Below are 25,568 nucleotides of genomic sequence, written 5' to 3' on the forward strand. Positions count from 1 at the left end.
CCTTAGCTGCATTACTAAAATAAAACGGAAGATGAATTGAGTTATTTAGTGGCTGTAGTGGAAAATTTGGCAAATATTAAGTTGGTAATTTGCACTGTTGGTTGATTGAGCGCTTACTTCGTAGTGCCCGACACGGCTATTTGACCATCGGCATTCTTTTATAATCCCACCCTTTCCTTTGTTATGTTGATACGCAGTATATTTTTTATCGCCTTATGTTTTTGTAGCCTAGCTGGCTTTGCCCAAGTCAAGCGAGTGACAGTCGCGAAGGATGGCAGCGGCAACTACCGCACCGTACAAGCCGCCCTCGATGCAGTACCTAAAAACAACCGGGCTTTCATTACCATCTTCATCAAAAGCGGGACTTATAAGGAGAAGCTAAACCTAGCCAAAAAGCAGAATTTCGTACACCTGGTAGGTGAGGACCTAAGCACCACCATCCTCACTTACGACGACTACAACGGCCGTGCCGTCGATACAATTGAGCCAATGGGCACTTCGGAAGCATCCAGCTTCCGGGTATTTGGCAACGACTTCACGGCTGAAAACCTGACTTTCGAAAACACCGCGGGCAAGATAGGGCAGGGCCCTGCCATGTGGGTATACGGCGACAAAGCCACCTTTAAGAACTGCCGCTTTCTGGGTACCCGCGACACGCTGTACCCCTACGGTTACGGCAGCCGGCAGTATTACAAAGACTGCTACATCGAGGGCACGACCGATTTTATTCTGGGTGCCGCTACGGCTTGGTTTGAAGACTGCACGCTGTTCTGCAAAGATGGTGGCACTGTCATCATGGCCCCGTCTACTCCGGATAGTGTGCGCTACGGCTTCGTGCTGCAGCGCTGCAAGGTGGTAGGCGATGCCCCGGCCGACTCCTACTTCATTGCCCGGCCCTGGAAGCCATTTGCCAAAACAGTGCTGCTCAACTGCGAGCTAAGTGCCGCCATTCATCCCAAGGGCTGGGACCACTGGGGCAAGGAAAGCAACAAGCAGGACGCCTTTTTTGCCGAATTTAAATCCATCGGGCCTGGGGCCTCGCCCAAAACCCGCATCCTGTGGTCGCGTCAACTCACGCCGCAGCAAGCCGCCTTCTATACCCGCGAAGCCGTGCTAGGCGGCTGGGACCCGACAGCTACGAGCGAGTAGTAAAGGGCATTGCCATGGCGGGGCAAGAGCCCTGAGCTACCATGTCTCGATGCTAGTTTTTGAAGTGGGCACAAGTTATGTGCGGATGTTGATTTTATTGGTATAGTTCAAATTCAAAAGCAAAAGCCAGTCCTGATTTGTTCAGGGCTGGCTTTTGCTTTTTTGGGCTGTTTAGCTAATGCCAGCGCATAATCCAATAGGGCGAATTTGGAGTGGCAACGTTCCCGGCATCGATTGCACAAAAAAATATTGTCCAACTCTTGCTTTTGGCTGGAGTTGCATGAAACATTTATGAAGCGAGACTGGCTTCCTCCCTCTGGATAAGCACTTTTTGGCTTAGTAGCAGTCTTTGCATCGTCCTCATTCATCAACTCAAAATACGGCCCAGCTATCTAGGGGCTGCTACCTGAATACTGACGCCGCGCCACCCAATGACCGGCTTTTAGAACGAATTTTTTAACTCCCACCCAATTTCTTACCCTTTATGAAAAAACATATTCTCCTGTTCTGGCTGCTGCTCTTGGGGAGCATCGGGCTGGCTGCAGCCCAAAGCCGTCAGATTCAGGGCGTCGTTAAATCAGCGGAAGGCGAAGCCCTGCCCGGCGTTACGGTACTTGTGGAAGGCACCACCAATGGCGCTTCGACCGGGGTGAATGGTGATTACAGCATCAACCTCCCAGCAGGTAGCAACGATGCCACCTTGCGCTTCAGCTATGTGGGCTATGTGGGGCAGGCTGTGAAGATAGGCAGCCAGTCTACCATCAATATTACCTTGGCCGTAGATAGTAAACAGCTTGAGGATGTGGTGGTTATTGGTTATCAGGCCGTGCCTCGCCGCGATGTAACGGGCGCAGTATCATCAGTAAGCGCGCAACAGATTAAGGACATTCCGGTGAATTCGGCCGCGGAGGCTCTGACGGGCCGTCTGGCCGGTGTGCAGCTAACGAGTTCTGAAGGTACACCCGGTAACCCTAACGTTCAGGTTCGCGTGCGGGGCGGTGGGTCAATCACTCAGGACAACTCGCCATTATATGTGGTAGACGGCATCCAGATTGAGAATGCACTGAGTGTGATTGCCCCGCAGGACATTGCATCAGTTGATGTACTGAAAGACGCTTCAGCTACAGCTATTTATGGTGCTCGTGGTGCCAATGGTGTTATCATCATTACCACCAAAAAAGGCTTCGACGGCCGTACGACAGTAAGCTACAATGGCTTCGGTGGCTTCCGCAAGATTACCAAAACCCTGGACGTGCTGGAACCGCAGGATTATCTCAACTACCAGTATGAGCGGGCCCGCCTTGTGGGCAGTGCGAGTACGGGCCTCCCCACGTTCAAGAGTTTGTTTGGCAGCACTAATTTTAACAGTGATACAATACAACGGGCCCGCAATGCCCCATTCGTGGACTGGCAGGACGAGGTGTTTGGCCGCAGAGCCTTCCAGCAGACGCACAACGTATCGGTAACCGGTGGCTCGAAAGCGACAACGTATGCGCTCAGCCTGACCCGCAACGACGAGCAGGGTATTCAGCGGGGCTCAGACTATTCGCGCAATCTGCTCAATTTCCGCTTCGATACCAAAGCTTCGGACAAGTTCCGCATTGGCCTGAACGCCCGTTATAACGACCAGGGTACTTTGGGTGCTGGTACTTCCTCCTCGGGCTCGTCTACTACTTCGCGCTTGCGCAACACTGTACAGTATCAGCCCCTGTTGGCACCGAAGGCGAATGGGACTGTGGCTGATGTAGCGGCTTTTGACCCGGATTTTGCCGACAACTCCAACTTGGTTAATCCCATCGTGACCATCGATAGCGAGTACCGCAACGATAAGCGCCGTACCATCAACATTGGAGGCAACGCGTCCTTTGAAATTGTGAAAGGCCTGACCCTGCGCTCTACGGCGGGCTTCGACATCACCGACATCAATCTGGGTACGTTCAACGGGCGGTATTCGCCTACATTGCGCTCTGCGTCGGGAGGCTATGCCAACCTGCCTTTCGCTACCATCACCACCACTACGCAGTCCACACTCAATAACTCGAACGTTCTGGACTACAGCTTCAAGAAGGATAAGCATTCGGTAGGTGTGTTACTGGGCGAGGAAACCTACCAGCAGCGCAGCACGCAGCAATACATCCAAACCAACTTCCTGCCGCTGGAAATTACCGCTGAGCGGGCTTTGGCTAACATTAACCAAGGCGTGCTGCCAGCCGGTCAGACATCGCAGCCAGTACTGCCCCAGACGAGCATACCGAACGATTACACGCTGCTGTCCGGCTTTGGTCGCCTGACGTACTCTTATGATGACAAGTACTTGTTCACGGGCACGTTCCGGGCCGATGGCTCGTCGAAGTTTCCGTCGAGCAATAAGGTCGGCTATTTTCCTGGTGCCTCGTTGGCTTGGCGCGTTTCGCGTGAGGAATTCTTCAAAGATATTTCTTTCATCAACGACCTGAAGCTGCGTTTAAGCTACGGCAAAGCTGGCAACAACCGCATTGGTGACTTTCTCTACAACCAGTTGTTCCAAGCTGGCAGCGCACCATATGCGCTGAACCATACACTCGTGTACGGTTCATCGGCCATTGGCTTGGCCAATCCCAACCTCAAATGGGAGACGACCACCTCGCGCAATATTGGTATTGACCTGGCGCTGTTCGAAAACAGGGTGCAGTTTACAGCTGATGCTTACTACAATACCACCGACGACCTGCTGCTCAACAAGCCAGTACCTGCTTTCTTGGGCTACAGCACGCAGCTGCAAAATGTGGGTTCGACGTCGAACCGCGGCTTGGAACTGCAGTTGACCGGTACGCTGGTGCGCAACGAGAACTTCACCTGGACCGCCACGGCCAACGCTTCGTTCAACCGTGGTCGTATTGAAAGCCTGGGCGGGGACCAGAACGAGATTCTGGGTATTTCCTCAGGCTGGGGTGGTACTGCTCTCACCCAGGACTACTTGGCTCGCGTGGGGCGGCCTGTGGGGGAGATGTATGGCTACGTGACCGATGGTTTTCTTACGGCCAACGATTTCTCAGGCTACGTGGCACCTGCCACGGCTTCCAGCAGTATTGCCGGCACTTGGACACCACGTACAGACATTAAGTTTGTGGATGACCTGGGCCTCATTGGAGAAAACAGCTACCGGCCTGGCTTGCTGAAGTTAAAGGACATCAGCGGCCCCAACGGGGTGCCTGATGGCAAGGTTGACCCCTACGACCAAACGGTGATTGGCAACGCTAACCCTAAAATGGTGGGTGGCCTAAACCAGCAGTTTACTTACAAAGGCTTTGATGCCAGCTTGTTCCTCAACTTCGTGTTGGGCAACGATGTCTACAATGCTAATAAAATCGAGTTCACGACCAATACAGCCAACACGGCCTTCAACAACCTGCTGGGCATTATGAGCGACCGGTATCGCATCATCGAAGCCGACGGTAGCCCCATCACTACGATTGCGCGCCTAAACGAAGTGAACCAGAACGCCAATATCTGGACTCCGACTCGCGGGTTGGTATTTCACTCCTGGGCTGTAGAAGACGGCTCGTTCCTGCGCATAAACAACCTGACTTTCGGCTACACCCTGCCCAAGACGCTGATGTCCCGTGCCAAAGTGCAGACCCTGCGCTTCTACGTGACGCTCAACAACCTCTATACGTTCACCAAATACACCGGCTACGACCCCGAAGTGAACACCCGTCGCTCTTCGCCCCTCACCCCAGGTGTGGACTACGCTGCCTATCCCCGCAGCCGGGCTTTCTTATTCGGCGTGAACTTGTCGCTTTAATTCCCACCCGCTTTTAGTTCTGAATTATATGAAATCGTTTCATTCTTTTGGCCGGGCTGCGTTGGCCGCAGCGGTACTGGCCGGTACTGCCGGGCTATTGTCATCGTGCAAAGACTACCTCGAAGTTGACCCCCTCGCGCTTAACACTACGGAATACACGTTCAGCAACGTGAGCGGTGCTACTGCCGCCGTTATTGGAGCCTACGACCCGCTGTCGGGTGATTATGGTTATGGGCAGCGCGTTAGCTTGTATTTCCCCCTGGACTCTGATGAGCTTATTGGCTCGGCTGGTGCTCCAGCTGATGCACGCCGCCAGATTGCACGCTACGCCGTTCAGCCGAACAACGATGACGTAACCAAATGCTGGAACCAACTTTATCAGGGGGTCGAGCGCACGAACATCTGCATTGACCAGATTCCAAAAATGGCGTTGTACACCAGCGGAAGCGCGGCCGATGTAGCCGCCCTGCGCCGGCTGCACGGCGAAGCACTCACGCTACGGGCTCAGTACCTGTTTGAACTGGTGCGTAACTGGGGCAACGTGCCTGTACAGTTCACCCCGGTAGTGTCGGGCCAGGATTTCAACTTGCCCAACTCCAACAGCAACGCGACCCTAGAGCACCTCGTGGCCGACCTGCTGGCCGCCGAGGAATTGCTGCCTTGGCGTTCGCAGGCGGGCCCAGCAAACGAGCGCATTACCAAAGGTGCTGCCAAGGCCCTGCGGGCGCGCATTGCGCTATACCGCGGCGGCTACTCGCTGCAGGGCGCGCAAATGACACGGGCCACCGACTACCTCGATTACTACCGTATTGCCCGTCAGGAGTGCGCGGACCTGATGACCGTCACGGCTCGCCAAGAGCACAACTTGAACACCAGTTTCTTGGAAACATTCAAGAGCATCAACGAGTTGCGGAGCGAGGCTGCCAACGAAATCATGTTCCAAGTCGGCATGGCCACGGCCACCGGTGCTTCGGGCAGTAAGCTGGGCTACTACAACGGCCCGCGTCTGCAAAATCAATCGAGCATTTATGGTTCCTCGCAGGGTGGGGTGACCATTGCGCCGCCTTACTTCTACGCTTTTGACTCGACCGATACGCGCCGGGACGTTACGTTGACCACGTACGGAATGGCTTCCAGTGGAACATTCCAAATTGGTGTGGCCCTCAACGGGGCTGCTGATGGCAAGTGGCGGCGCGACTGGCACATTCCACCCGTCACGGGTACGGTAAACTACTTGGATTACAACTGGCCTATTATCCGCTATGCAGATGTGGTGCTGATGTTTGCCGAAGCCGAGAACGAACTCAACGGCCCCACCCAAGCTGCTCAGGATGCCTTCATGGAAGTGCGCGCCCGTGGTTTCGGTGGTAACCGTACCCTGGCCTCTTCTACGCTCACGCGGGCAGGTTTTAGCCTAGGCAGTAAGACCGAGTTTTTTAACGCTCTTGTAAACGAGCGTTACCTCGAATTCGGTGGTGAAGGCATCCGCAAGTACGACCTGCTACGCTGGAACTTGTTCGAAACTAAAATTTCGGAGGTAAAGGCCAATATCGAGAAAATGGCGCTAGGCCAGTTTCCTTACGACAACGTGCCGCTGTATCAATTCTACCGCATACCTACCGCACCTTCACTCGCCGTGCAACCCGTTCAGTGGGCCCGCTCCTTCTACCGTCCTACGCCTGCAGCCCTTATTCCTGCCACGCCGACTGCCCCGGCCCCAGCTGGCCTCACTCGTGTAAACTGGCGTCAGGTCATAGATGCCTCTTATGTAGCTAATACCAAGCCAGCAGGTACCAGCTACGCCCTGCCTGGCTCTACCACTACAGCCGTGCGGAGCGTGGGCTCAGGCCTAGCCGCGGAGTATGTGCCTGGGCGCGGCAAAGAGCTTCTACCCATTCCGCAGTCTACGATTATTGCTGACCCTGCCCTGAAGCAAAACTTTGGTTATTAAATCAATAGCTGATAATCCAATGCCATCACCCTTTTTCAGCGCCGCCGAACTGCTCCTGGTGCCCATGGGCCCCGGCGTGCAACGCCAGGTGCTGGCCCAGGGGCCGGATTTGATGCTGGTGCGGGTGACGTTTGAGCAGGACGCCGTGGGCGCGCTGCACGAGCACCCGCACCAGCAAATCAGCTATGTCGAGAGCGGAAAGTTTGAATACACCATTGCCGGCGAAAAACGGCTGCTGGGCTCCGGTGATTCCTGCCTGGTGTCTGGCAATACCCTGCACGGTGTGCGCTGCCTGGTAGCGGGCGTGCTCATCGACACGTTCACGCCCCGGCGCGACGACTTTCTCTAGACCGAATTTTTGTAGCCTTCGGGCTTATGCAACCTCATGAAAATAGCGCTGATTTTTGGCTGGCTGCTGGCTGCCGCGCCCGGAGGGTGGGCGGCTCCAGCGGCTGCGCCCCGGCCCATAGTGGTATCAGCGAGCGGTAAGGCCGATTTCCGTACCGTGCAGGAGGCCATCAACAGCCTGCCAGCCCATGCCGAGCAGCCCCGCACCGTGCTGATTAAGAATGGCACGTACCGCGAGAAAATCTATATCGATGGCAAGGACAAGGTCGTGCTGCAAGGCGAAAGCGAAAAGGGGGTTATCCTGACCGTGGCCCAGGCCCGCGATGCCTGGCACTGCACCAACCCCGACGACTGGGGCGTAGCCACCCTCAACGTGCGCAAATCGCCCGACCTGACCCTCGAAAACCTGACGGTGCTCAATACCTACGGCTTCGACCACAAGGGCCAGCCCGATGAGGAAATAAATTGTCCATCTGCTGAAGCAGGAGCCCAAAAAAAAATCAGTGCCAACGGCCATCAGATGGCCATGCGCACCTTCGCAGGCTCGGCGCGCATTACCGTGCGGCACTGTACGTTTCGGGCGCTAGGTGGCGACACCGTGAGCCCCTGGGATACGGAAAACGGCCTGTTCTACTTTAAGGACTGCACCATGGAGGGCGGCGTGGACTTCTACTGTCCGCGCGGGTGGTCCTACGCTGAAAACTGCCGCTTTGAGTGCCACAGTACCAGTGCCGCCATCTGGCACGACGGCTCGGGTAACCAGGACTCGAAAACGGTGCTAAAAAATTGCACCTTCACCGGTGACGACAATTTCAAGCTGGGCCGCTTTCACCGCGAGGCGCAGTTTTACCTAGTGGGCTGCAAATTCCCGCAGAACATGGCCGATGCCGACATCTACTGGGCCGAATCGGGCCCAGGGGCTAAGCGCTGGGGGCGGCGTGTATACTACTTTGGCTGCCACCGCCAGGGCGGCGACTATGCCTGGATGCGCGACAACCTAGCCACCGCCGCCGGTGCTCCCAAACCCGAGCAGATTACCGCCAACTGGACTTTCGGCGGGCGTTGGAATGTAGATAAGAGCCGCCCTCCGCTTCCCGCGCCAGTCGCCGCGCCGGTGGTTACCGACAGCATTGCTGAGAAAATGCTGGTGTTTCAGCGTGGCATAGGCGGCTGGCCCAAGGCCGTGGGTAACGAGAAAGTGGACTATAGCCACCCCCTGACGGCCGCCGTCCGGAACAGCACCCTGGCCGATAAGAACCGTAACGACGCCACCATCGATAACAACGCCACCACCCGCGAGATAAACTACCTCGTGGAGGCGTACCAGAAAACCAACAATCCTGCCTACCGCACGGCTGCCGAAGCCGGAGTGAGCTTCCTGCTGAAAATGCAGTACGCCAACGGCGGGTTTCCGCAGTACTACCCCGATTTCAGCAATTACCGCCACCAGATTACCTACAACGACAACGCCATGATACGCGTGCTCGTGGTGTTGCGCAAAGTGGCCACTCAGACGGGTCCATTTGCCGCGCTCGATGCCAGCTATGCCCAGCGCGCCAAAGACGCCGTGGACCGGGGCATCGACTGCATTCTGAAAACGCAGTACCGCCGCGAGGGCCAGCTCACGGCCTGGTGCGCGCAATACGACGAGAAAACCCTGCTGCCCGCCAAGGCCCGCGCCTTCGAACTGGCCTCGCTGAGTGGCGACGAGTCGGTAGAAATCGTGCGTTTCCTGATGGGAATTGAGAACCCTTCTGCCGAAGTGAAAGCAGCCATTGAAAGCGCCGTGGCCTGGTTTGAAAAAGTGAAGCTGAAGGACACCATGATGAAGGAAATTGCGGCACCCAGCGAAAAATCCGGTCGTGACCGGGTCATCGTATCCGAGCCCGGCGCGACGCTCTGGGCGCGCTTTTACGAGCTGGATACCGACCGGCCGATTTATGTAGGCCGTGATAGTCAGGTGCATTATCAGCTGACCGAAATCGAGAACGAGCGCCGGGCCGGCTACCTCTACGCCGGTACCTGGCCCGAGAAACTATTGACCAAAGAATATCCTGCTTGGCAGAAGCGGGTGAGTACGGGAGAGAAGAAATAACCTCCGCCTCTAGCTTCGTTTTGCAATAACAATTACTCCCATCGTACCCACAATGGACACTCTGAATAAACAACTGGCATTAGCCGCCCCCAGCACCACCGTTGCAGTGGCCTGGCCTACCCCAGCCCTGTTTGAGCTGCCCGAAAAGGTATTGCAGTTTGGGGCGGGCGTGCTGCTGCGCGGCCTGCCCGACTTCATGATTGACGAGGCCAACCGCCAGGGCGTATTCAACGGTCGCATTGTGGTGGTGAAAAGCACCGATGGCGGCGACGCCACCGCTTTTGAGCGCCAGAACGGCCTGTACACGGTGTGCGTGCGCGGCGTGGACGATGGCAAGCCGGTGGAAGAAAACGTGGTGTGCAGCAGCATCAGCCGCGTGCTCTCGGCCAAAAGCCAGTGGGCCGACGTGCTGGAATTTGCGAAAAGCCCCGACCTCCAAGTGGTGATTTCCAACACCACCGAAGTGGGTATTCAGCTGGTGAATGAGGACATCCACCTCACGCCGCCTACCTCATTCCCGGGCAAGCTGCTGGCCGTGCTGCACGCCCGCTTTGTGGCCTTCAAAGGCGATGTGAACTGCGGGCTGGTGATAGTGCCCACCGAGTTGATTCCCGACAACGGCCGCAAGCTCGAAGCCATCGTGCTGGAGCTGGCGCACCGCAACAACTTGAGCAGCGACTTCCTCGACTGGCTCGAATCGGCCAACCACTTTTGCAATACCCTGGTCGACCGCATCGTGCCCGGCAAGCCCGACGATGCCACCTACACCCAGCTACAGGCCGATTTTGGCTATCAGGACGACCTCCTGACTGTGGCCGAAGCCTACGCACTGTGGGCCATTGAGGGTGGCGAGCGCGTGAGCGAAGTGCTCTCGTTCCACCGCGTAGCCAAGGGCGTGGTTATCCGGCCCGATATCACGCTGTTCCGCGAATTGAAGCTGCGCCTGCTTAACGGTACGCACACGCTCAGCTTTGCCCTGGCCCACCTAAGTGGCTGCGTCACGGTGCGTGAAGCTTTGGAAAATGAGTATCTGGCTCGCTTCGTTCACAACCTGATGCTGGCAGATTTGCTGCCCGGCATCCCGTACCAGGTCGACGAAAAAATGGGCCAGCGCTTCGGCATGCAGGTGCTGGACCGCTTCCGCAACCCGTTTCTGGAGCACCGCTGGCTGGCCATTGCCATGCAGGGCACCATGAAAATGCAGATGCGCAACGTGCCGACCCTGGTGCATTACTACCAGCAGCATCGCGTCGTGCCGCACTACATCGCGTTGGGCTTTGCGGCCTACCTGCTGTTTATGCGCAACACCACTACCGGCCCCAGCACGGGGGAAGGCGAGGTTGACGGGCATGCCTATACCATTCAGGACGACCGCGCCAGCTACTTCGCCGACCTCTGGACCAAGCTCTCGCCCGCGGAGCTGACGAACGCCGTGCTGCGCAATACCGTCCTCTGGGGTTCTGACCTCACCCGCCTGCCCGGCTTTGCCGATAAGGTGAGCCAGTACCTGACCCAGTTGTTAGAAGAAGGTGCCCCGGCCACACTGGCCGCGTTTTTCACCAAAAAAACAGCCTTGGCTAATTAGTATTGGTTGTTGATTGTTTAGCCTCCCTATGAAACATCAAGTTGCCCGCATCCATCCCGCTGATAACGTGCTCGTCGCGCTGGTCGACCTGCCCGTCGGAACCGAAGTGCCTTGGGAAAACGGATTCGTAACCACCGCCGAACCCATTCCGGCCAAGCACAAGCTGACGCCTTTGGGCCTGAGCGTAGGCCAGCCCGTAACCATGTACGGCGTGCTGGTGGGCACTGCCCGCGAGGCCATTCGTCCCGGCGGCCGCCTCACCACTGCCAACATTAAGCACGCTACCAACAGCTACGAAGAGCAAGGCCACCAGCGCGCTGCCTGGCAGGCTCCTGATGTCAGCAACTGGCAGGACCGCACCTTCATGGGCTACCACCGTGCCGATGGCCGCGTGGGCACCGCCAACTATTGGTTGGTAATTCCGCTGGTATTCTGCGAAAACCGCAACATTCAGGTTCTCCAAGATGCCCTGATTACCGACCTTGGCTACGCCCGCCGCAAAAATTACCAGCCCGAAACCCGCAAGCTGGTGGAGCTGATGCAGGCCGGCCGCTCGGTAGAAGAAATCCTGAGTGCCGACCTCGAAGCTGGCGAAAATGCCGCCCGCAGCTCGCGCCCGTTTCCGAACGTGGACGGCATCCGCTTTCTCTCGCACGAGGGCGGCTGCGGCGGCATCCGGCAGGATGCCCAGACGCTGTGCGGCCTGCTGGCTGGCTACATCACGCACCCCAACGTGGCCGGCGCCACCGTGCTCAGCCTTGGCTGTCAGAACGCGCAGGCCAGCATGCTGCAGGATGAGATTGCCAAGCGTGACCCCAACTTTTCGAAGCCCCTCTACATCCTCGACCAGCAGAAGCTTGGGACTGAGGAAACCCTCATCAGCACCGCTCTGCGCCAGACCTTTGCCGGCCTGATGATTGCCAACCAAGCCCGCCGCGAGCCCGCACCGCTCAAGGCTCTGAACATCGGCCTGGAATGCGGCGGCTCCGATGGCTTCTCCGGCATCTCGGCTAATCCGGCCCTGGGCCACGTCTCCGACCTGCTGGTGGCCCTCGGCGGCTCGGTCATCCTGGCCGAGTTCCCGGAGCTGTGCGGCGTGGAGCAGGAGTTGGTGGACCGCAGCGTGGAACCCGCCATTGCCGAGCGGTTCAGTAGCCTCATGAAGGCCTATGGCGACAGCGCCATTGCGGTTGGCTCGGGTTTCGACATGAACCCTTCGCCCGGCAACATCCGCGACGGCTTGATTACCGACGCCATGAAATCGGCCGGCGCGGCCCGCAAGGGCGGTTCCTCGCCCGTAGTGGCCGTGCTCGATTACCCCGAGCTGGTAACCAAGCCCGGCCTGAACCTGCTCTGCACCCCCGGCAACGACGTGGAATCGACCACAGCCGAAGTCGGCTCGGGTGCCAACATCGTGCTGTTTACCACTGGCCTGGGCACCCCGACCGGCAATCCCATTGCCCCGGTTATCAAAGTAGCCAGCAACACCGCCCTCGCCAACCGCATGCCCGACATCATCGACGTGAACACCGGAACAGTGATTGACGGCGAGGAAACCATCGAGCAGGCTGGCGAGCGCATTCTCGACTACGTGATTCGCGTGGCCAGCGGCGAGGAAGAAATTGCTGCCGTGCGCCACGACCAGACCGACTTCATTCCGTGGAAACGCGGCGTTTCGCTGTAGTTCGCCATGCTTCGTTGCGCGCTGTGTGACGAGCTTACGACACGTGCTAAATGTTTTTGCGCAACCGTTTTCGTTAATAAAAACCGAACGCAGGAGCCTTCATGACAGATATGGCCTCGGTAGCGGCCTACCTTCGGTCCCCGAAGCATCCGCACTATCAGGGCTCCCACCCATCCTCATTTTCGTTGCTTATGAAGCCCTTTCTCTCCGACGACTTTCTGCTGCAAACGGCCACGGCCAGCACGCTCTACCACGAGTATGCCGAGCAGATGCCCATCATCGACTATCATAACCACCTGCTGCCCGACCAGATAGCCGAGGATAAGCAGTTTGAGAACATTACCCAAATCTGGCTCTACGGCGACCACTACAAGTGGCGCGCCATGCGGGCCAACGGCATCCCCGAGCGCTACATTACCGGCGATGCTTCCGACTGGGAGAAGTTTGAGAAATGGGCGGAGACGGTGCCGTACACGCTGCGCAACCCGCTCTACCACTGGACGCACCTGGAGCTGCGCCGCTACTTCGGCATCACCGAGCTGCTGAACAAGGACAGCGCCCGCCGCATTTACGACGAGTGCAACGCCAAGCTGCAAACGGCCGAGTACTCTGTGCAAAACCTGCTGAAGATGATGCAGGTGGAAACCCTCTGCACCACCGACGACCCCGCCGACTCGCTGGAACATCACCAGGCGCTGGCTGCCTCCGGCTTTGCCGTGAACGTGCTGCCCACCTTCCGCGCCGATAAGGCAATGGCTGTGGATGACGCCGCCAGCTACAACGCCTATCTGAACAAACTGGCGGGCGTGGCCGAAGTGGAAATTACCACCTTCGCCGACCTCGAAACCGCCCTGCGTCGCCGCCACGATTTCTTCGCCAGCGTGGGCTGCCGCCTTTCGGACCACGGCCTGGAGCAGATTTATGCCGCCGCTTATACCGATGCTGAAATCGACGCCATTTTCAGCAAAATCCGTGGTGGCAGCGAGCTGACCGCTACGGAGAACGTGCAGTTTAAATCAGCCATGCTGGTGCTGCTGGCCTTGATGGACTGGGAAAAAGGTTGGACCCAGCAGTACCACATCGGGGCTCTCCGCAACAACAACTCCCGTATGCTCCGCGAACTGGGCCCTGATACGGGCTGGGACAGCATCGGCGACTTCCCGCAGGGCCGCGCCCTGAGCACCTTCCTCGACCGTCTCGACGGCCAGGACAAGCTGGCGAAAACCATTATCTACAACCTCAATCCCGCCGACAACGAGTTGATTGCCACGATGATTGGCAACTTCAACGACGGCTCGGTGGCGGGTAAGATTCAGTTCGGCTCCGGCTGGTGGTTCCTCGACCAGAAGGACGGCATGGAAAAGCAAATCAACGCTTTGAGTAACATGGGCTTGTTGTCGCGCTTTGTAGGCATGCTCACCGATTCGCGCAGCTTCCTCTCGTACCCACGCCACGAGTATTTCCGCCGCGTACTCTGCAACCTGCTCGGCAACGATGTGGAAAACGGTGAACTGCCGGCCGACCTGAAATTGCTGGGCACGATGGTGCAAAACATTTGCTACGGCAACGCCAAGCAGTACTTTGGCTTTGGCAAAGTGGCCGAAGTGGCGGTTGTAACCGCGTAGCTGCCGATAAAAAAGGAACGTCATGCAGCGCGTAGCGAAGCATGACGTTCCTTTCAACCGATTTCCGAAGACCTCAAGTCCCCAAAGAAAGAATGAAGCAAGTTGTCACGTTTGGCGAAATCATGATGCGGCTCTCGCCGTCGTTGAACTATCGGTTCGCCCAAGCCCAGAGCCTGGAAATCGTTTACGGCGGCGGCGACGCCAATGTGGGCGCCTCGCTGGCTGGCCTGGGGGTGCCCGCCGCACACGTCACCTGCTTCCCGGCCAACGACCTCGGCCACTCGGCCGCGCAGTATTTCCGCGCTTTAGGCGTGAACATGGATTCCACCGTTTTCCAAGGCGACCGGCTTGGGCTGTATTTCCTGGAAGTGGGGGCGGGGATGCGCGCCAGCAAGGTGGTATACGACCGCGCCAACTCGGCCTTCGCCAGCCTCGACCCGGCCGCCTTCAACTGGGATGAAATCCTGAAGGATGCCGGCTGGCTGCACTGGACGGGCATCACGCCCGCCATCTCGGCCAGTACGGCCGAGGCCACGCGCCAGGCCATTGCCGCCGCGCGCCGCCTGGGCATCACCGTATCGGCGGATGTGAACTACCGCCGCAACCTGTGGCAATATGGCCAAACGGCCCAAGCAGTGATGTCGGAACTGGTGGAAGGCTGCGATATCGTGGTTTGCTCCGAGAACGACGCGGAGGATTTGTTCAGCATCGTGCCCGAGCCCGGGACGGACAACAAGTTTGTGTCGGTAGCCCGGCAGGTAATGGCGCGCTTCCCACAAATCAAGCAGGTGATTACTACCCGCCGCAAAACCCACAGCGCCTCGCACAACGGCCTGAAAGGCATTTTCTACGACGGCCAGCAATTCCTGGAAACGGTTACTTACGACATCAACCCCATTGTGGACCGCATTGGTGGCGGTGATGCGTTTATGGCCGGTTTCATCTACGGCTCACTCGCTTACAACAACCCCCAGCAGGCCCTCACTTTCGGCGTGGCAGCTTCGGCGCTCAAACACACCATTCACGGTGATGTTAACTTAGTGACCGTGGCTGAGGTGGAAGATATCATGCGGGGCAACACCAGCGGCCGCTTGCTGCGCTAAATTTGAGTTTTCAGTTGAATAGGTATCAACTGAAAGCTTTCTTACAGAACCTCACCCTAACAGCTACTAGCTAACCGCTACTGGCTAATACGAAATGCCCCGACACACTGCTTCTGAAACGCTCGATACTTTGCTCCGCGCCCCCGTGGTGCCGGTTTTTTATCATCCTGATGTAGCGCATACGCAGCGCATTTTGCAGGCGTGCTACACGGGCGGTATCCGGGTATTTGAGTTTGTGAACCGGGGCGAGCAGGCCTTAACGGTATTTACCGCCATTCAGGATTTTGTGCGGGAACAGTGCCCCGAGATGGTGCTTGGCATTGGTACGATTTACAAGGCGGCTGATGCGGAGCAGTTCATTGCCGCTGGCGCCGAGTTCGTGGTGCAGCCGCTGGCCACCGCCGAAGTAGCCGACGTGTGCCGAGCCCACGACATTCCGTGGCTGCCCGGTGCCATGACGCCCGCCGAGATTTACAATGCCACCGAACTGGGCGCGGCCGTGGTAAAGATTTTCCCCGGCAATGTGGTCGGTCCCGATTACGTAAAAGCCCTGCGCGGCCCCATGCCCCACACCAAACTCATGGTGACCGGCGGAGTGGAGCCCACTCATGAAAGCCTCAGCGCCTGGTTTGGCGCGGGTGTGAATGCTGTAGGCATGGGCTCACAGCTATTTAAAAACTCCGACGATACCGACGCCTTAGCCGCTAGCATTGGCGAGCTGATGCAGTTTGTGGCAACCCTGAAGAAATAAGAGACGCGCTGCACGACGGGCCCCGCCCAGCTTGCCCGACCTTCTAACATTCCCCACCCGATGACACCATCCTCCACCCAACCGCCTCCCGCTTCGCCGCTGGCCTCCGCCAACGCCGCCATTGGCAAGTACCGCTGGACCATCTGCGGACTGGTGTTTTTCGCCACTACGATTAACTACCTCGACCGGGCCGTTATTTCTTACCTCAAGCCCGACTTGGAAAAGGCATTTGGCTGGGGAGTAGCAGATTACGCCAATATCGAGCTGACGTTTAAAGTGGCGTACGCGCTGGGCATGGCTGGGGTGGGCCGCGTCATCGACAAGCTGGGGACCAAGCTGGGCTACGCCCTGGCCACGACCCTGTGGAGCGTGGCCGCTATGGCCCACGCGCTGACTACTGGCACATTTAGCTTCAGTGTGGCCCGTGGGGCACTGGGAGTGATGGAGGCCGGCAATTTTCCTTCGGCTATCAAGACGATAGCCGAGTGGTTTCCGCAGCGGGAGCGGGCCTTAGCTACGGGTGTCTTCAACTCGGGGGCCAATGTGGGAGCCATCGTTGCTCCGCTCACCGTCCCGTTTATTGCCGCTCACTATGGGTGGCAATGGGCGTTTGTAATTACCGGAGCGCTGGGCTTTGTGTGGCTGGTGCTGTGGATGCTAATCTATGAGACCCCGGCCGACAGCAAGCGCCTGAGCAAAGCAGAGTTTGACTACATCAACGCCGATATTCCGGCTGGCTTGCCCACTGAGGGTGTAGTGGAGGAAAAGCCCAAAGCCTCCTGGGCGACGCTGCTGGGCTACCGCCAAACCTGGGCCTTCGTGCTGGGTAAGTTCCTGACGGACCCCATCTGGTGGTTCTACCTGTTCTGGTTGCCCGATTTTCTGGGCAAGCAGTATCACCTGACAACGACGGAACTGGCCTTGCCTACGGCCACCGTCTACATTCTGTCCAGCGTGGGCAGCATTGGTGGGGGCTACTTGCCGCTGGGTTTCATGCGGCGTGGTATGCCCGCCTTTCAGGCCCGCAAGACGGCCATGTTGGTTATTGCCTGCTGCGTGTTCCCGATTGTGTTCGCGCAGTGGCTGGGCGGCATGAACATGTGGCTGGCCGTGCTGGTCATTGGCATTGCGGCCGCCGCCCACCAAGCCTGGAGCGCTAACATATTCACCACCGTATCGGACATGTTCCCGAAGCGGGCAGTTGGTTCGGTGACGGGCATTGGTGGCATGGCCGGCGGCTTGGGTGGCATTGCCCTCACGGCCCTGGTGCAGAAGCGCATGTTCGTGTATTTCGAAGGTATCGGGCAAATTCAAAAAGCCTATTACATCATGTTCTTCATCTGCGGTGCGGCATACCTGTTGGCGTGGGTGATAATGTTCGCGCTGGTGCCCCGTATGGAGCCCATTAAGCTTGATGACGACGCCCAGTAGCTAACTAAGCTTCGCACCACCTAGGCTTATCTGGCCGTATCGGTGCGGAGTTGGGCCCGGTTTTTATTCCTTCCTTTCATAGCTGAACCAAGTGAAAAAACTTGCTTTTCTGCTGGCCTTCGGGCTGGCCCTCCCGGTACTGTCTTTCGCTCAGGTATCTACGGATGCACAAAGTGTTGTAAAAGAGATTGAAGCGTTGGAAAAACAGCGTTTTGAGGCCCAGGTGAAGAAGGATTATGCTTTTCTGGAAAAAGCCTTCTCCGACGACCTGGTGTACACACATGGCGACGGCCACCAGAACAATAAGGCCGAGTACATCCAGAGCATCAAGGATGGCAAAAGCCAGTACGGCAAGATTGAGGTGGAAGCGCTAAACGTGCGGGTTTACAACGATGCCAAAACGGCTGTGGTGAACGGCAGCATCTTCATCACCTCGCCCGTGAAGCCCGACGGCAGCACCAGCATAGCCCACATCAAATACGTGGTGGTGCAAATCAAAGACAAGAAAAAAGGGTGGCAGGTAGTGCTGTGGCAAGCCCAGAAACAAGCCTCCTGATTTCAGTTAGCAGTTAACCGTGAGCAGTTAACATTTCTATTGCTAACAAAACATAATCCGTTAACTGCTCACGGTTAACTGCTAACTGTAACATGTCCCAGATTACCGAAAACAAGCTGGCTACCCCCGTCGGCACTACGCTGGAGCGCTACATCATGCGCAAGCAGGCCGAGTTTCCCTACGCTACCGGCGAGTTGAGCCAGCTGCTGCGCGACATTGCCCTGGCCGGCAAAATCGTGAACCGGGAGGTAAACCGTGCCGGGCTCTCGCGCATCACCGGGGCCATGGGCGAGCAGAACGTACAGGGCGAAATCCAGCAGAAGCTCGATGTGGAAGCCAACATCCGCTTCATCCGGGCCCTCACAAACGGGGGCGAGGCCTGTGCCGTGCTTTCGGAAGAGAACGAAAATATCATCGAAACGGGTAACCAGAACGGCAAATACGTGGTGGCTATCGACCCCCTCGATGGGTCGTCGAACATCGATGTGAATGTGAGCATTGGCACCTTGTTCAGCATCTACCGGCGGGTGTCGCGCATTGGCGGTCCGGCGCGGAAAGAGGATTTCCTGCAGGGCGGCCGGGCGCAGATTGCCGCTGGCTACATCTTGTATGGCTCCAGCACCATGCTGGTGTACACCACGGGGCATGGCGTTACGGGTTTTACCTACGAGAACTCGCTGGGTGAATTCTTCCTCTCGCACCCCGACATCAAGATTCCGCAGCACGGTCCGGTGTTTTCCTGCAACGAGGGCAACTGGTTCGATTACCCGGAGTTTGTGCGCACTTTCCTGACTACCTGCAAGGAACGCCGCCTCACGGCCCGTTATGTGGGCTCATTGGTGGCCGACTACCACCGCAACCTCTTCACGGGCGGCATCTACCTCTACCCACCCACCGTGGAAAAGCCCGGCGGCAAGCTGCGTCTGCTCTACGAGTGCTACCCGCTGGCTTTCCTCATTGAGCAGGCCGGTGGCATGGCTGTGACCGGGGCCGATGTCGTGCTCGACGTATCGCCCACCTCTGACCTGCACCAGCGGGCTCCGCTCTTTGTGGGCTCCGCCGATTTGGTGAAGGAGCTGCAAGCCGTAGCCGCGCGCTAAGGCCATGAAGCTGCGTGGGCAAGCAGTTGTGTTGGCGTTGCTGGCCGTGTTGGTCTGCCATTGGGCACACGCGCAGCAGCCCAGCACCAACGTGCTGGATTGGAAAGCTTCGGCTACCCTCAGCACCTACCTGCTCCAGCAGCTACACACCCAGTACACGCCCCGCACCACTCAGCTAAGCCAAGCGGCGCAGTCGGCCGCTGGCGCAGTAGCGTACCGCGACAGTGTGCGAGCCCGTTTTCGGCGGGTGCTGGGGCCCTTGCCGGACCGTACACCCTTGCACGCGCAGGTGACCGGGCAGCTGGTACGGGCAGGCTTTCGAATTGAGAAAGTCATCTACGAAAGCACCCCGCACCACCACGTCACGGCCAATTTATACGTGCCTAGCGGAGCGGAGAAGAAGCCGGGCGTGTTGCTTTTTTGCGGGCATGAGGCAGAATCGAAAGCGACGGTTTCGTACCAGAAAACGGCGGTGCTGTTTGCACAGCACGGCTTTGTGGTGTTGGTAATCGACCCTGTTTCGCAGGGCGAGCGCATGCAATTGACGGATGCCACTGGCAAGGCCCTTACACGGGGCGGCACCACCGAGCACACGTTGCTTAATGCCAGCGCCGCGCTGCTGGGCCGCACCCTGCCAGCCGAACAGCTGTGGGACAATGCCCGGGGCCTCGACTACCTGCTCACCCGCCCGGAGGTGGATACTACCCGCCTGGGCTGTCTCGGTAATTCGGGTGGAGCCACCCAAACGGCGTATTTCATGGCGCTGGAGCCGCGCATGAAGGTGGCGGCTCTGTGCAGCTACGTGGCCAGCGGCGAGCGAAACCTGGAGCTGACCGGCCCCGCCGACGGCTGCGTGCAGCTCCCCGGCGCTGGTCGGGCCGGGCTGGACCTGGCCGACTGGCCCATCATGTTTGCGCCCCGGCCGCTGCTCATGCTGGCCGGGCGCTACGATTTCGTGGATTACACCCAGATTCAGGCCACGATGGTCGAAACCGGGCGTATCTATAAAGCAATGGGCAAGCCGGAGCAGCTCGATGAATTCAGCTACGACGACGGGCATGGTATTTCGCAGCCCAAGCGCGAGGCTGCCGTCGCGTGGTTTCGGCGCTGGTTTTATGCGGATGCCCGGCCGATATCGGAGGGCAGCCTGCCAGTGTCTACGGTGCAAGAGCTGCAATGCACCACCACCGGGCAGGTAGCCACAAGCTTTCCGGATGAAGAGTCGCTGGCCGCGCGCTATCAGGACGAAGCCCGCCAGGTGGCGGCGGCCCGGTCGGTGCTGTCGGTACCAGAAATCAGCAAATTGATAAACCGACAATTGGCCATTCCGCCGTTGGTGGGAATGCCACTTGTGGAGCGCCGCGATACCGTGCGCCGGGATGGCCTGCTATTTCAAAAGCTGATTTTGCGTTGCGCCTATGGCCCGCCGGTGCCGGTACTGCTGTGCTCAACTGGTAAGGCGCGGCCCAAGCGGGTAGTGGTTTGTTTCTCGGACCGAGGCAAAGCCATGCTGGCTGATAGCGCGGCCCGCCTGCGCGCGCTACTGGCCAGCCGCGCCGCCGTGCTGCTCGTGGACCTGCGCGGGCAGGGCGAAACCACCGACCCTTCTGCCTTCAACGACCCAAAGTATTACAACCGCGAGTACCGACTGGTCATGCTTGGCCTGCATCTGGACGAGCCGTTGCCCGCGCAGCGTGTCAAAGACGTGCTGACGGTGGTTGGCTTTCTGGGGGCCGAGCCGGCATTCAAGGCCACGCCAGTAGAGCTGTGGGCTGAAGGGCAGGCGTCGGCTCTGGTGGCGCTGCACGCTGCTGCATTGCAGCCAAGGATTACTCGCGTGCATTTGCCAGAGCGTCCACGCTCATACGAGCAGTTGCTGATGCAGCCCGCTGCGAAGGACACTTATTCTAACGTGTTGCCGGGAATATTGCAGCACTACGACTTGGCGGACTTGCTGCGCGTCCTTGGCAGCCGGGTGGAGCTACTCTAGCGGCTCGTCATACTTAAAGGCCAGGCTATCTTAATTATACGGGCAAAGCCACGTAGGGCTTTGAATATCAAGTCAAGTCCGGGAAACGCCTCTTTCGCATTGTGTAAAGGCATATTCCAAGACGCGGTTTAAATAAAATTTTGGCGGGCATTTACTATACAATTCGAATAAGCATGTCTTAATAATAGACTTTTGAAAATAATAGTATGCCTTTTTGGGGGATTGTTATATTTATTGTTAATTTTAACTATTCAAAGCTTTTTTAGGCTTAATAACTCTTTTCTTTCCAGGCAGAGCGCGGTATTGCTCTGCTTAAACCCACCAAAAATCAGGTTGCGATGAAAAATTTCTTCTCCTTAATGAGGCGAGTGGTATTGCTATGGCTCTGCTTTCCAGGCTTTGCTGCTGTGGCTCAGGTAGCCCAGACAGCTGATACCTACATGCGTCCCTACACCGAAGCGTTCCAGTATGGAGCCAACATGGGATACTACGGCGCCGGTTGGGATGATGAAAGCCTGGCAAACCTGTTGCACCAGGCTGGTGGTCATTCGCTCCGTCCGACGCTGCCTGAATGGCTGGTTGAGTATTTCGGCTACAATGCCCGGGTAAATACCTTCAATACTTACGTTAATAATTTGGAGATGAAGGAAATGAGTTGCTTTGTAGGCGACCCCATTCCCGGCCACCGCGACTTCACCACCTACCCGGGATGCTCAGAACCATCGAAGATGTTTTCGCACATGTACGAGCCCATCTGGAACGCCGATGGCACGGTAAACAAGAACAACTACTACGCCTACTACCTCTACCAGTTGTTGCAGCTGTATGGCGATAAGGTACGGTTCTGGGAAATTATGAACGAGCCGGACTTTACCAATGGCGGCAGCGGTGCGGCCTGGCTAACCCGCGCTCCCACGCCAGCCGAGCAGATTAACACGCAGGCTCCCTTTTACTTCTATATCCGGATGCTGCGCATCAGCTACGAGGTAATCAAGAAGTATCACCCCGAAGCATACATAGCCGTGGGTGCAGGCTACCCCGAGTACGTGGATGCCCTGATGCGCTACACCGACGAGCCCAATGCCGGCGCGGCCACCAGCCAGTACCCGCGCACGGGTGGCGCTTATTTTGATGTGGTGAGCTACCATGCCTACCCCAACTACTCGCTCCACTATTGGGACAACAGCATCGGGGGTTTCCGCTACACCCGCACTTCGGACTACGCTGCCAATAAGGTGATTGAGTTCAAAAATGAGATGACGGCCGTGCTGAGCCGGCACCATTACGACGGCACCCTGCACCCCGCCAAGTACATCACCCTCAATGAGTCGAATGTGGGCCGCCGCACCAGCGACGACCGCATCAGCTCGGACGAAGCCCAGCGGAATTTCGCCATCAAGTCGCTGGTGCTCACTCAGAAAAACGACGTGAAGCAGTTCTACTACTATGCCATCGGCGAAAAGGTGGACGCTCCGGCCGTGGGACAGTCGGTATCGGGCGGCGACGAAATCGGGCTGATGGGCCTGTACGAAAACCTGTACCGCGACGGCATTGGTGCAGCCAAGCTAGTGCAGGCCGGTCATGCTTTCGCCACCACTTCAAAAATGCTGTATGGCTATAAGTATGATGCTACCCGGACAGCGGCCCTAAACCTGCCCACTGCTGTAGATGGTGCCGCATTCAGTAATAACGGTGCCTACGTGTACGTGCTCTGGGCCAAAGCTTTAGTAGATAATCTGGAGCAGGCGGCTACTACGTACAGCTTTCCGGTAGCCCTGAACCTAAGTGGTGTGCAACGTTACGAATGGGATTACTCCGTAACCGGAGTAAAAACAACGCAAGGCGCCGTTGGCATTGCTCTGACCGAAACACCAGCCTTTTTTGTGCCTTCAAGCAGTGCGCCGGTTGTTGCCTGCTCGGCCACCGGCTCATTGCTACGGGAGCAGTGGAGCAACGCCTCGGGCGCAACGCTGGCTGACATCCCGCTGACAGCCGCCGTGAGTACGAGCAGTGCCCTGCCGCAGCTGGAAACGGGCGATAATTATGGCTTTAACTACGGAGCGCGGCTGCGGGGCTACGTGTGCCCGCCGCAGAGTGGAGCTTACACGTTTTATATAACCGGCGACGACCAGGCCGAGCTCTGGCTCAGTTCCGACGCCGACCCGGCCCACGCCACGCGCATTGCCAGCTGCCTGAGCTGGACGTCCTCGGCCCACGACTTCTACCGCTACGCCAGCCAGCAGTCGGCCGCCATCACGCTCGTGGCCGGCACGCGCTACTACCTGGAAGCACGCCACAAGCAGGGCTGGGGCCCGGGCTACGTGGCCGTGGCCTGGCGCCTGCCCAGCGGCAGCACCGAGGAGCCCATCCCCGGAACCCGCCTCTCGCCTTTCGTGCCAGTAGTCACGCCGCCAGTACAGCCGCCAGCCGTTACCTGCTCGGCCACCGGCTCGCTGCTCCGCGAACAATGGACGGGAGTATCGGGGGGCGACATCGCCGACATTCCCCTGAGTGCACCCGTAAGCAGCAGTTCGGCCCTGTCGCAGCTAGAGGCAGCGGATACGTATGGCTTTAACTACGGGGCGCGGCTGCGGGGCTACGTGTGCCCGCCGCAGACTGGGGCCTACACGTTTTATATAACCGGCGACGACCAGGCCGAGCTCTGGCTCAGTTCCGATGCCGACCCGGCCCACGCCACGCGCATTGCCAGCTGCCTGAGCTGGACGTCCTCGGCCCACGACTTCTACCGCTACGCCAGCCAGCAGTCGGCCGCCATCACGCTCGTGGCCGGCACGCGCTACTACCTGGAAGCACGCCACAAGCAGGGCTGGGGCCCGGGCTACGTGGCCGTGGCCTGGCGCCTGCCCAGCGGCAGCACCGAGGAGCCCATCCCCGGAACCCGCCTCTCGCCTTTCGTGCCAGCGTCGGCCCGGGGTATCAGAAGCACTGGCGCTACTCCAGTGGTGGCCCAGCCGGGTAGCACCGCTACCGAACTGCTGGTTGCGCCCAACCCGTTCTCGCAGCAAGCCTCGGTGCAGTTCAATCTGACCACTGCCGGCCCGGTGAATCTGGCGGTGTATGATGTGCAGGGCAAGCTGGTGCGGCAGCTGTTAGCGGGGCCCAGCGACGCCGGGATTTCTCAGCGCTTCCCTATAGATGCGCAGGGGCTAAGCTCAGGCCTCTATGTTTTAAAGCTGGTAACGGCTCAAAACGTGCTGACGCAGAAACTAATGCTTAGTAAGTAAGTTGCTCGTTGATAGGACTCAGTAATAAAAAGCAGTATCCGGCTACTATTCCTGCTTATTGCAGCAAGGGTAGTAGCCGGGGACTGTTTTTGTTGCATGTATAACTACTCAAGCGCCGGCCGCCGGGCTTTCCAGCAACTGGTTTTGCCACAGCAGTTGCTCACTGGTGATGGGATAGGGCACTTCGTGACGGATAGCCTGGAACACGGCTTCGAACAAACCCATGTAGTCGCCGGGCGCGGCCGGGTCGGGCGTGGTCGTGAGGGTGCCGTCGGGGGCGGCCAGGGTGAGGCGGCCTTCCTGACCAGGTTTTTCGTGTCCGTATTCAGGGGCAAGGGGTGAGATGCCCTGTTGTAGCTGGGTTTCCTGTACATCGGTACGGCCTTTCTGGTAGCTGCCGAGGGTGCCGTGCAGCACGTAGGCCGGGCCGGGAGCGGCCACCAGCAGGCCCGAAGTCACCCACACGTTGAGGCCATGCGGGTAGCTCAATTGCAGCGAGAAAAAGTCGTTGACTTGGGAGTTTGGGCGGTACTGCCCCACCACTTTATGCACCGCGAGTGGTCGACCAAACAAGCTGATAGCCTGGTCAATGATGTGCGGGCCCAGGTCGTAGAGCAAGCCCGCGCCGGGGTTGGGGTCCTCCTTGAATTTTTTGGGATTGAGCGCCGGCTTATACCGGTCGTAGCGAATATGCACTTCGATGAGCTGGCCCAGCTGCCCGCTTTCTACTACCCGACGCACGGCCATGAAGTCGCTGTCCCAACGGCGGTTCTGGTAGGCCAACAGGTGGCGGTCCTGCTTTTCGGCCAGCGCCGTTAGCTCCTGCCACTGGGCAACGGAGGTGGCAACGGGCTTTTCCAGCAGCACGTGTTTGCCAGCCCGCAGGGCTTGGCTGGCGAGGTCGAAGTGCGTGTAGCTGGGCGTGTTCACCACCACCAGCTCAATGCTGGCATCGGCCAGGACCTCGGCCCCGCCGGGGTAGCTGCGAATGCTGGGGTAGTCGAGGTGCATGCGCTGCTCCGTGCGCTCCACCACGGCGTACAGCTCGAAGCCGGGATGAGCCGCCAGAAAGGGCGCCTGAAACAGCTTGCCCGACATGCCATAAGCCAGTAGCGCGGTGCGGATAGGGGAGGGGGTCATGAAAAAGAGGCGTAAAGTGGAGTCATAAACC

At 58.2% G+C, this 25,568-nt stretch carries 16 protein-coding genes; 15 read left to right on the forward strand and 1 reads right to left on the reverse strand.

The features are described from left to right. Window positions 1–255: 255 nt before the first annotated feature. From J4E00_RS23420 to J4E00_RS23495, 15 genes are all read left to right on the forward strand, one after another. On the forward strand, window positions 256–1,149 hold the full coding sequence (locus tag J4E00_RS23420) for a pectinesterase family protein (RefSeq protein WP_317196665.1): 894 nt from the start codon (window positions 256–258) through the stop codon (window positions 1,147–1,149). Between the two features lie 484 nt (window positions 1,150–1,633). Continuing rightward, window positions 1,634–4,933 carry a SusC/RagA family TonB-linked outer membrane protein gene (locus J4E00_RS23425; protein WP_208177795.1) on the forward strand — a complete coding sequence of 1,100 codons (3,300 nt, stop codon included), beginning with the start codon at window positions 1,634–1,636 and terminating at the stop codon, window positions 4,931–4,933. Window positions 4,934–4,961: 28 nt separating this feature from the next. Then, window positions 4,962–6,884 carry a RagB/SusD family nutrient uptake outer membrane protein gene (locus J4E00_RS23430; protein ID WP_208177796.1) on the forward strand — a complete coding sequence of 641 codons (1,923 nt, stop codon included), beginning with the start codon at window positions 4,962–4,964 and terminating at the stop codon, window positions 6,882–6,884. Window positions 6,885–6,903: 19 nt separating this feature from the next. Further along, window positions 6,904–7,233 (forward strand): cupin domain-containing protein, encoded by a 330-nt coding sequence (locus tag J4E00_RS23435; protein WP_208177797.1) that lies wholly within the window; start codon window positions 6,904–6,906, stop codon window positions 7,231–7,233. Window positions 7,234–7,269: 36 nt separating this feature from the next. Next, complete coding sequence (gene pelA / locus J4E00_RS29650) at window positions 7,270–9,327, forward strand: pectate lyase (RefSeq protein ID WP_236050090.1); 2,058 nt, start codon at window positions 7,270–7,272, stop codon at window positions 9,325–9,327. A gap of 52 nt (window positions 9,328–9,379) precedes the next feature. After that, entirely contained in the window at window positions 9,380–10,912 is a 1,533-nt protein-coding gene (locus J4E00_RS23450) for a tagaturonate reductase (protein ID WP_208177798.1), read from the forward strand. Between the two features lie 28 nt (window positions 10,913–10,940). Next, window positions 10,941–12,596, forward strand: coding sequence for a UxaA family hydrolase (locus tag J4E00_RS23455; protein ID WP_208177799.1), 1,656 nt, complete (start codon window positions 10,941–10,943; stop codon window positions 12,594–12,596). 191 nt (window positions 12,597–12,787) lie between these two features. Beyond that, window positions 12,788–14,221, forward strand: coding sequence for a glucuronate isomerase (uxaC, locus tag J4E00_RS23460; RefSeq protein ID WP_208177800.1), 1,434 nt, complete (start codon window positions 12,788–12,790; stop codon window positions 14,219–14,221). A 92-nt stretch (window positions 14,222–14,313) separates the two neighbouring features. Further along, a complete protein-coding gene (locus J4E00_RS23465) occupies window positions 14,314–15,324 on the forward strand; it encodes a sugar kinase (protein WP_208177801.1) in 1,011 nt (336 codons plus the stop codon). Between the two features lie 94 nt (window positions 15,325–15,418). After that, a complete protein-coding gene (locus J4E00_RS23470) occupies window positions 15,419–16,075 on the forward strand; it encodes a bifunctional 4-hydroxy-2-oxoglutarate aldolase/2-dehydro-3-deoxy-phosphogluconate aldolase (RefSeq protein ID WP_208177802.1) in 657 nt (218 codons plus the stop codon). A 60-nt stretch (window positions 16,076–16,135) separates the two neighbouring features. Next, complete coding sequence (locus tag J4E00_RS23475) at window positions 16,136–17,506, forward strand: MFS transporter (protein WP_208177803.1); 1,371 nt, start codon at window positions 16,136–16,138, stop codon at window positions 17,504–17,506. 91 nt (window positions 17,507–17,597) lie between these two features. Further along, on the forward strand, window positions 17,598–18,062 hold the full coding sequence (locus J4E00_RS23480) for a nuclear transport factor 2 family protein (protein ID WP_317196666.1): 465 nt from the start codon (window positions 17,598–17,600) through the stop codon (window positions 18,060–18,062). A 92-nt stretch (window positions 18,063–18,154) separates the two neighbouring features. After that, window positions 18,155–19,162 carry a class 1 fructose-bisphosphatase gene (gene fbp / locus J4E00_RS23485; protein ID WP_208177804.1) on the forward strand — a complete coding sequence of 336 codons (1,008 nt, stop codon included), beginning with the start codon at window positions 18,155–18,157 and terminating at the stop codon, window positions 19,160–19,162. A 4-nt stretch (window positions 19,163–19,166) separates the two neighbouring features. Then, on the forward strand, window positions 19,167–21,152 hold the full coding sequence (locus tag J4E00_RS23490; protein WP_208177805.1) for an alpha/beta hydrolase family protein: 1,986 nt from the start codon (window positions 19,167–19,169) through the stop codon (window positions 21,150–21,152). 338 nt (window positions 21,153–21,490) lie between these two features. Continuing rightward, the gene (locus J4E00_RS23495; protein ID WP_208177806.1) at window positions 21,491–24,397 is read left to right on the forward strand and encodes a PA14 domain-containing protein; all 2,907 of its coding nucleotides are present in this window, start codon (window positions 21,491–21,493) and stop codon (window positions 24,395–24,397) included. 108 nt (window positions 24,398–24,505) lie between these two features. On the opposite strand, the gene J4E00_RS23500 is transcribed toward J4E00_RS23495, so the two are convergent. Beyond that, complete coding sequence (locus J4E00_RS23500; protein WP_208177807.1) at window positions 24,506–25,537, reverse strand: Gfo/Idh/MocA family oxidoreductase; 1,032 nt, start codon at window positions 25,535–25,537, stop codon at window positions 24,506–24,508. Between the last annotated feature and the right edge of the window lie 31 nt (window positions 25,538–25,568).

It is taken from the genome of Hymenobacter negativus (assembly GCF_017571495.1).
Classification (GTDB): Bacteria; Bacteroidota; Bacteroidia; order Cytophagales; family Hymenobacteraceae; genus Hymenobacter; species Hymenobacter negativus.

Excerpts from the sequence above, each read along its gene's own strand:
- J4E00_RS23425 (WP_208177795.1), top strand. The coding sequence starts at position 1,634 with ATGAAAAAACATATTCTCCTGTTCTGGCTGCTGCTCTTGGGGAGCATC.
- uxaC (WP_208177800.1), top strand. The coding sequence starts at position 12,788 with ATGAAGCCCTTTCTCTCCGACGACTTTCTGCTGCAAACGGCCACGGCC.
- J4E00_RS23430 (WP_208177796.1), top strand. The coding sequence starts at position 4,962 with ATGAAATCGTTTCATTCTTTTGGCCGGGCTGCGTTGGCCGCAGCGGTA.
- J4E00_RS23490 (WP_208177805.1), top strand. The coding sequence starts at position 19,167 with ATGAAGCTGCGTGGGCAAGCAGTTGTGTTGGCGTTGCTGGCCGTGTTG.
- J4E00_RS23495 (WP_208177806.1), top strand. The coding sequence starts at position 21,491 with ATGAAAAATTTCTTCTCCTTAATGAGGCGAGTGGTATTGCTATGGCTC.
- J4E00_RS23465 (WP_208177801.1), top strand. The coding sequence starts at position 14,314 with ATGAAGCAAGTTGTCACGTTTGGCGAAATCATGATGCGGCTCTCGCCG.
- J4E00_RS23470 (WP_208177802.1), top strand. The coding sequence starts at position 15,419 with ATGCCCCGACACACTGCTTCTGAAACGCTCGATACTTTGCTCCGCGCC.
- J4E00_RS23455 (WP_208177799.1), top strand. The coding sequence starts at position 10,941 with ATGAAACATCAAGTTGCCCGCATCCATCCCGCTGATAACGTGCTCGTC.
- J4E00_RS23475 (WP_208177803.1), top strand. The coding sequence starts at position 16,136 with ATGACACCATCCTCCACCCAACCGCCTCCCGCTTCGCCGCTGGCCTCC.
- fbp (WP_208177804.1), top strand. The coding sequence starts at position 18,155 with ATGTCCCAGATTACCGAAAACAAGCTGGCTACCCCCGTCGGCACTACG.
- J4E00_RS23435 (WP_208177797.1), top strand. The coding sequence starts at position 6,904 with ATGCCATCACCCTTTTTCAGCGCCGCCGAACTGCTCCTGGTGCCCATG.
- J4E00_RS23450 (WP_208177798.1), top strand. The coding sequence starts at position 9,380 with ATGGACACTCTGAATAAACAACTGGCATTAGCCGCCCCCAGCACCACC.
- pelA (WP_236050090.1), top strand. The coding sequence starts at position 7,270 with ATGAAAATAGCGCTGATTTTTGGCTGGCTGCTGGCTGCCGCGCCCGGA.
- J4E00_RS23500 (WP_208177807.1), bottom strand. The coding sequence starts at position 25,537 with ATGACCCCCTCCCCTATCCGCACCGCGCTACTGGCTTATGGCATGTCG.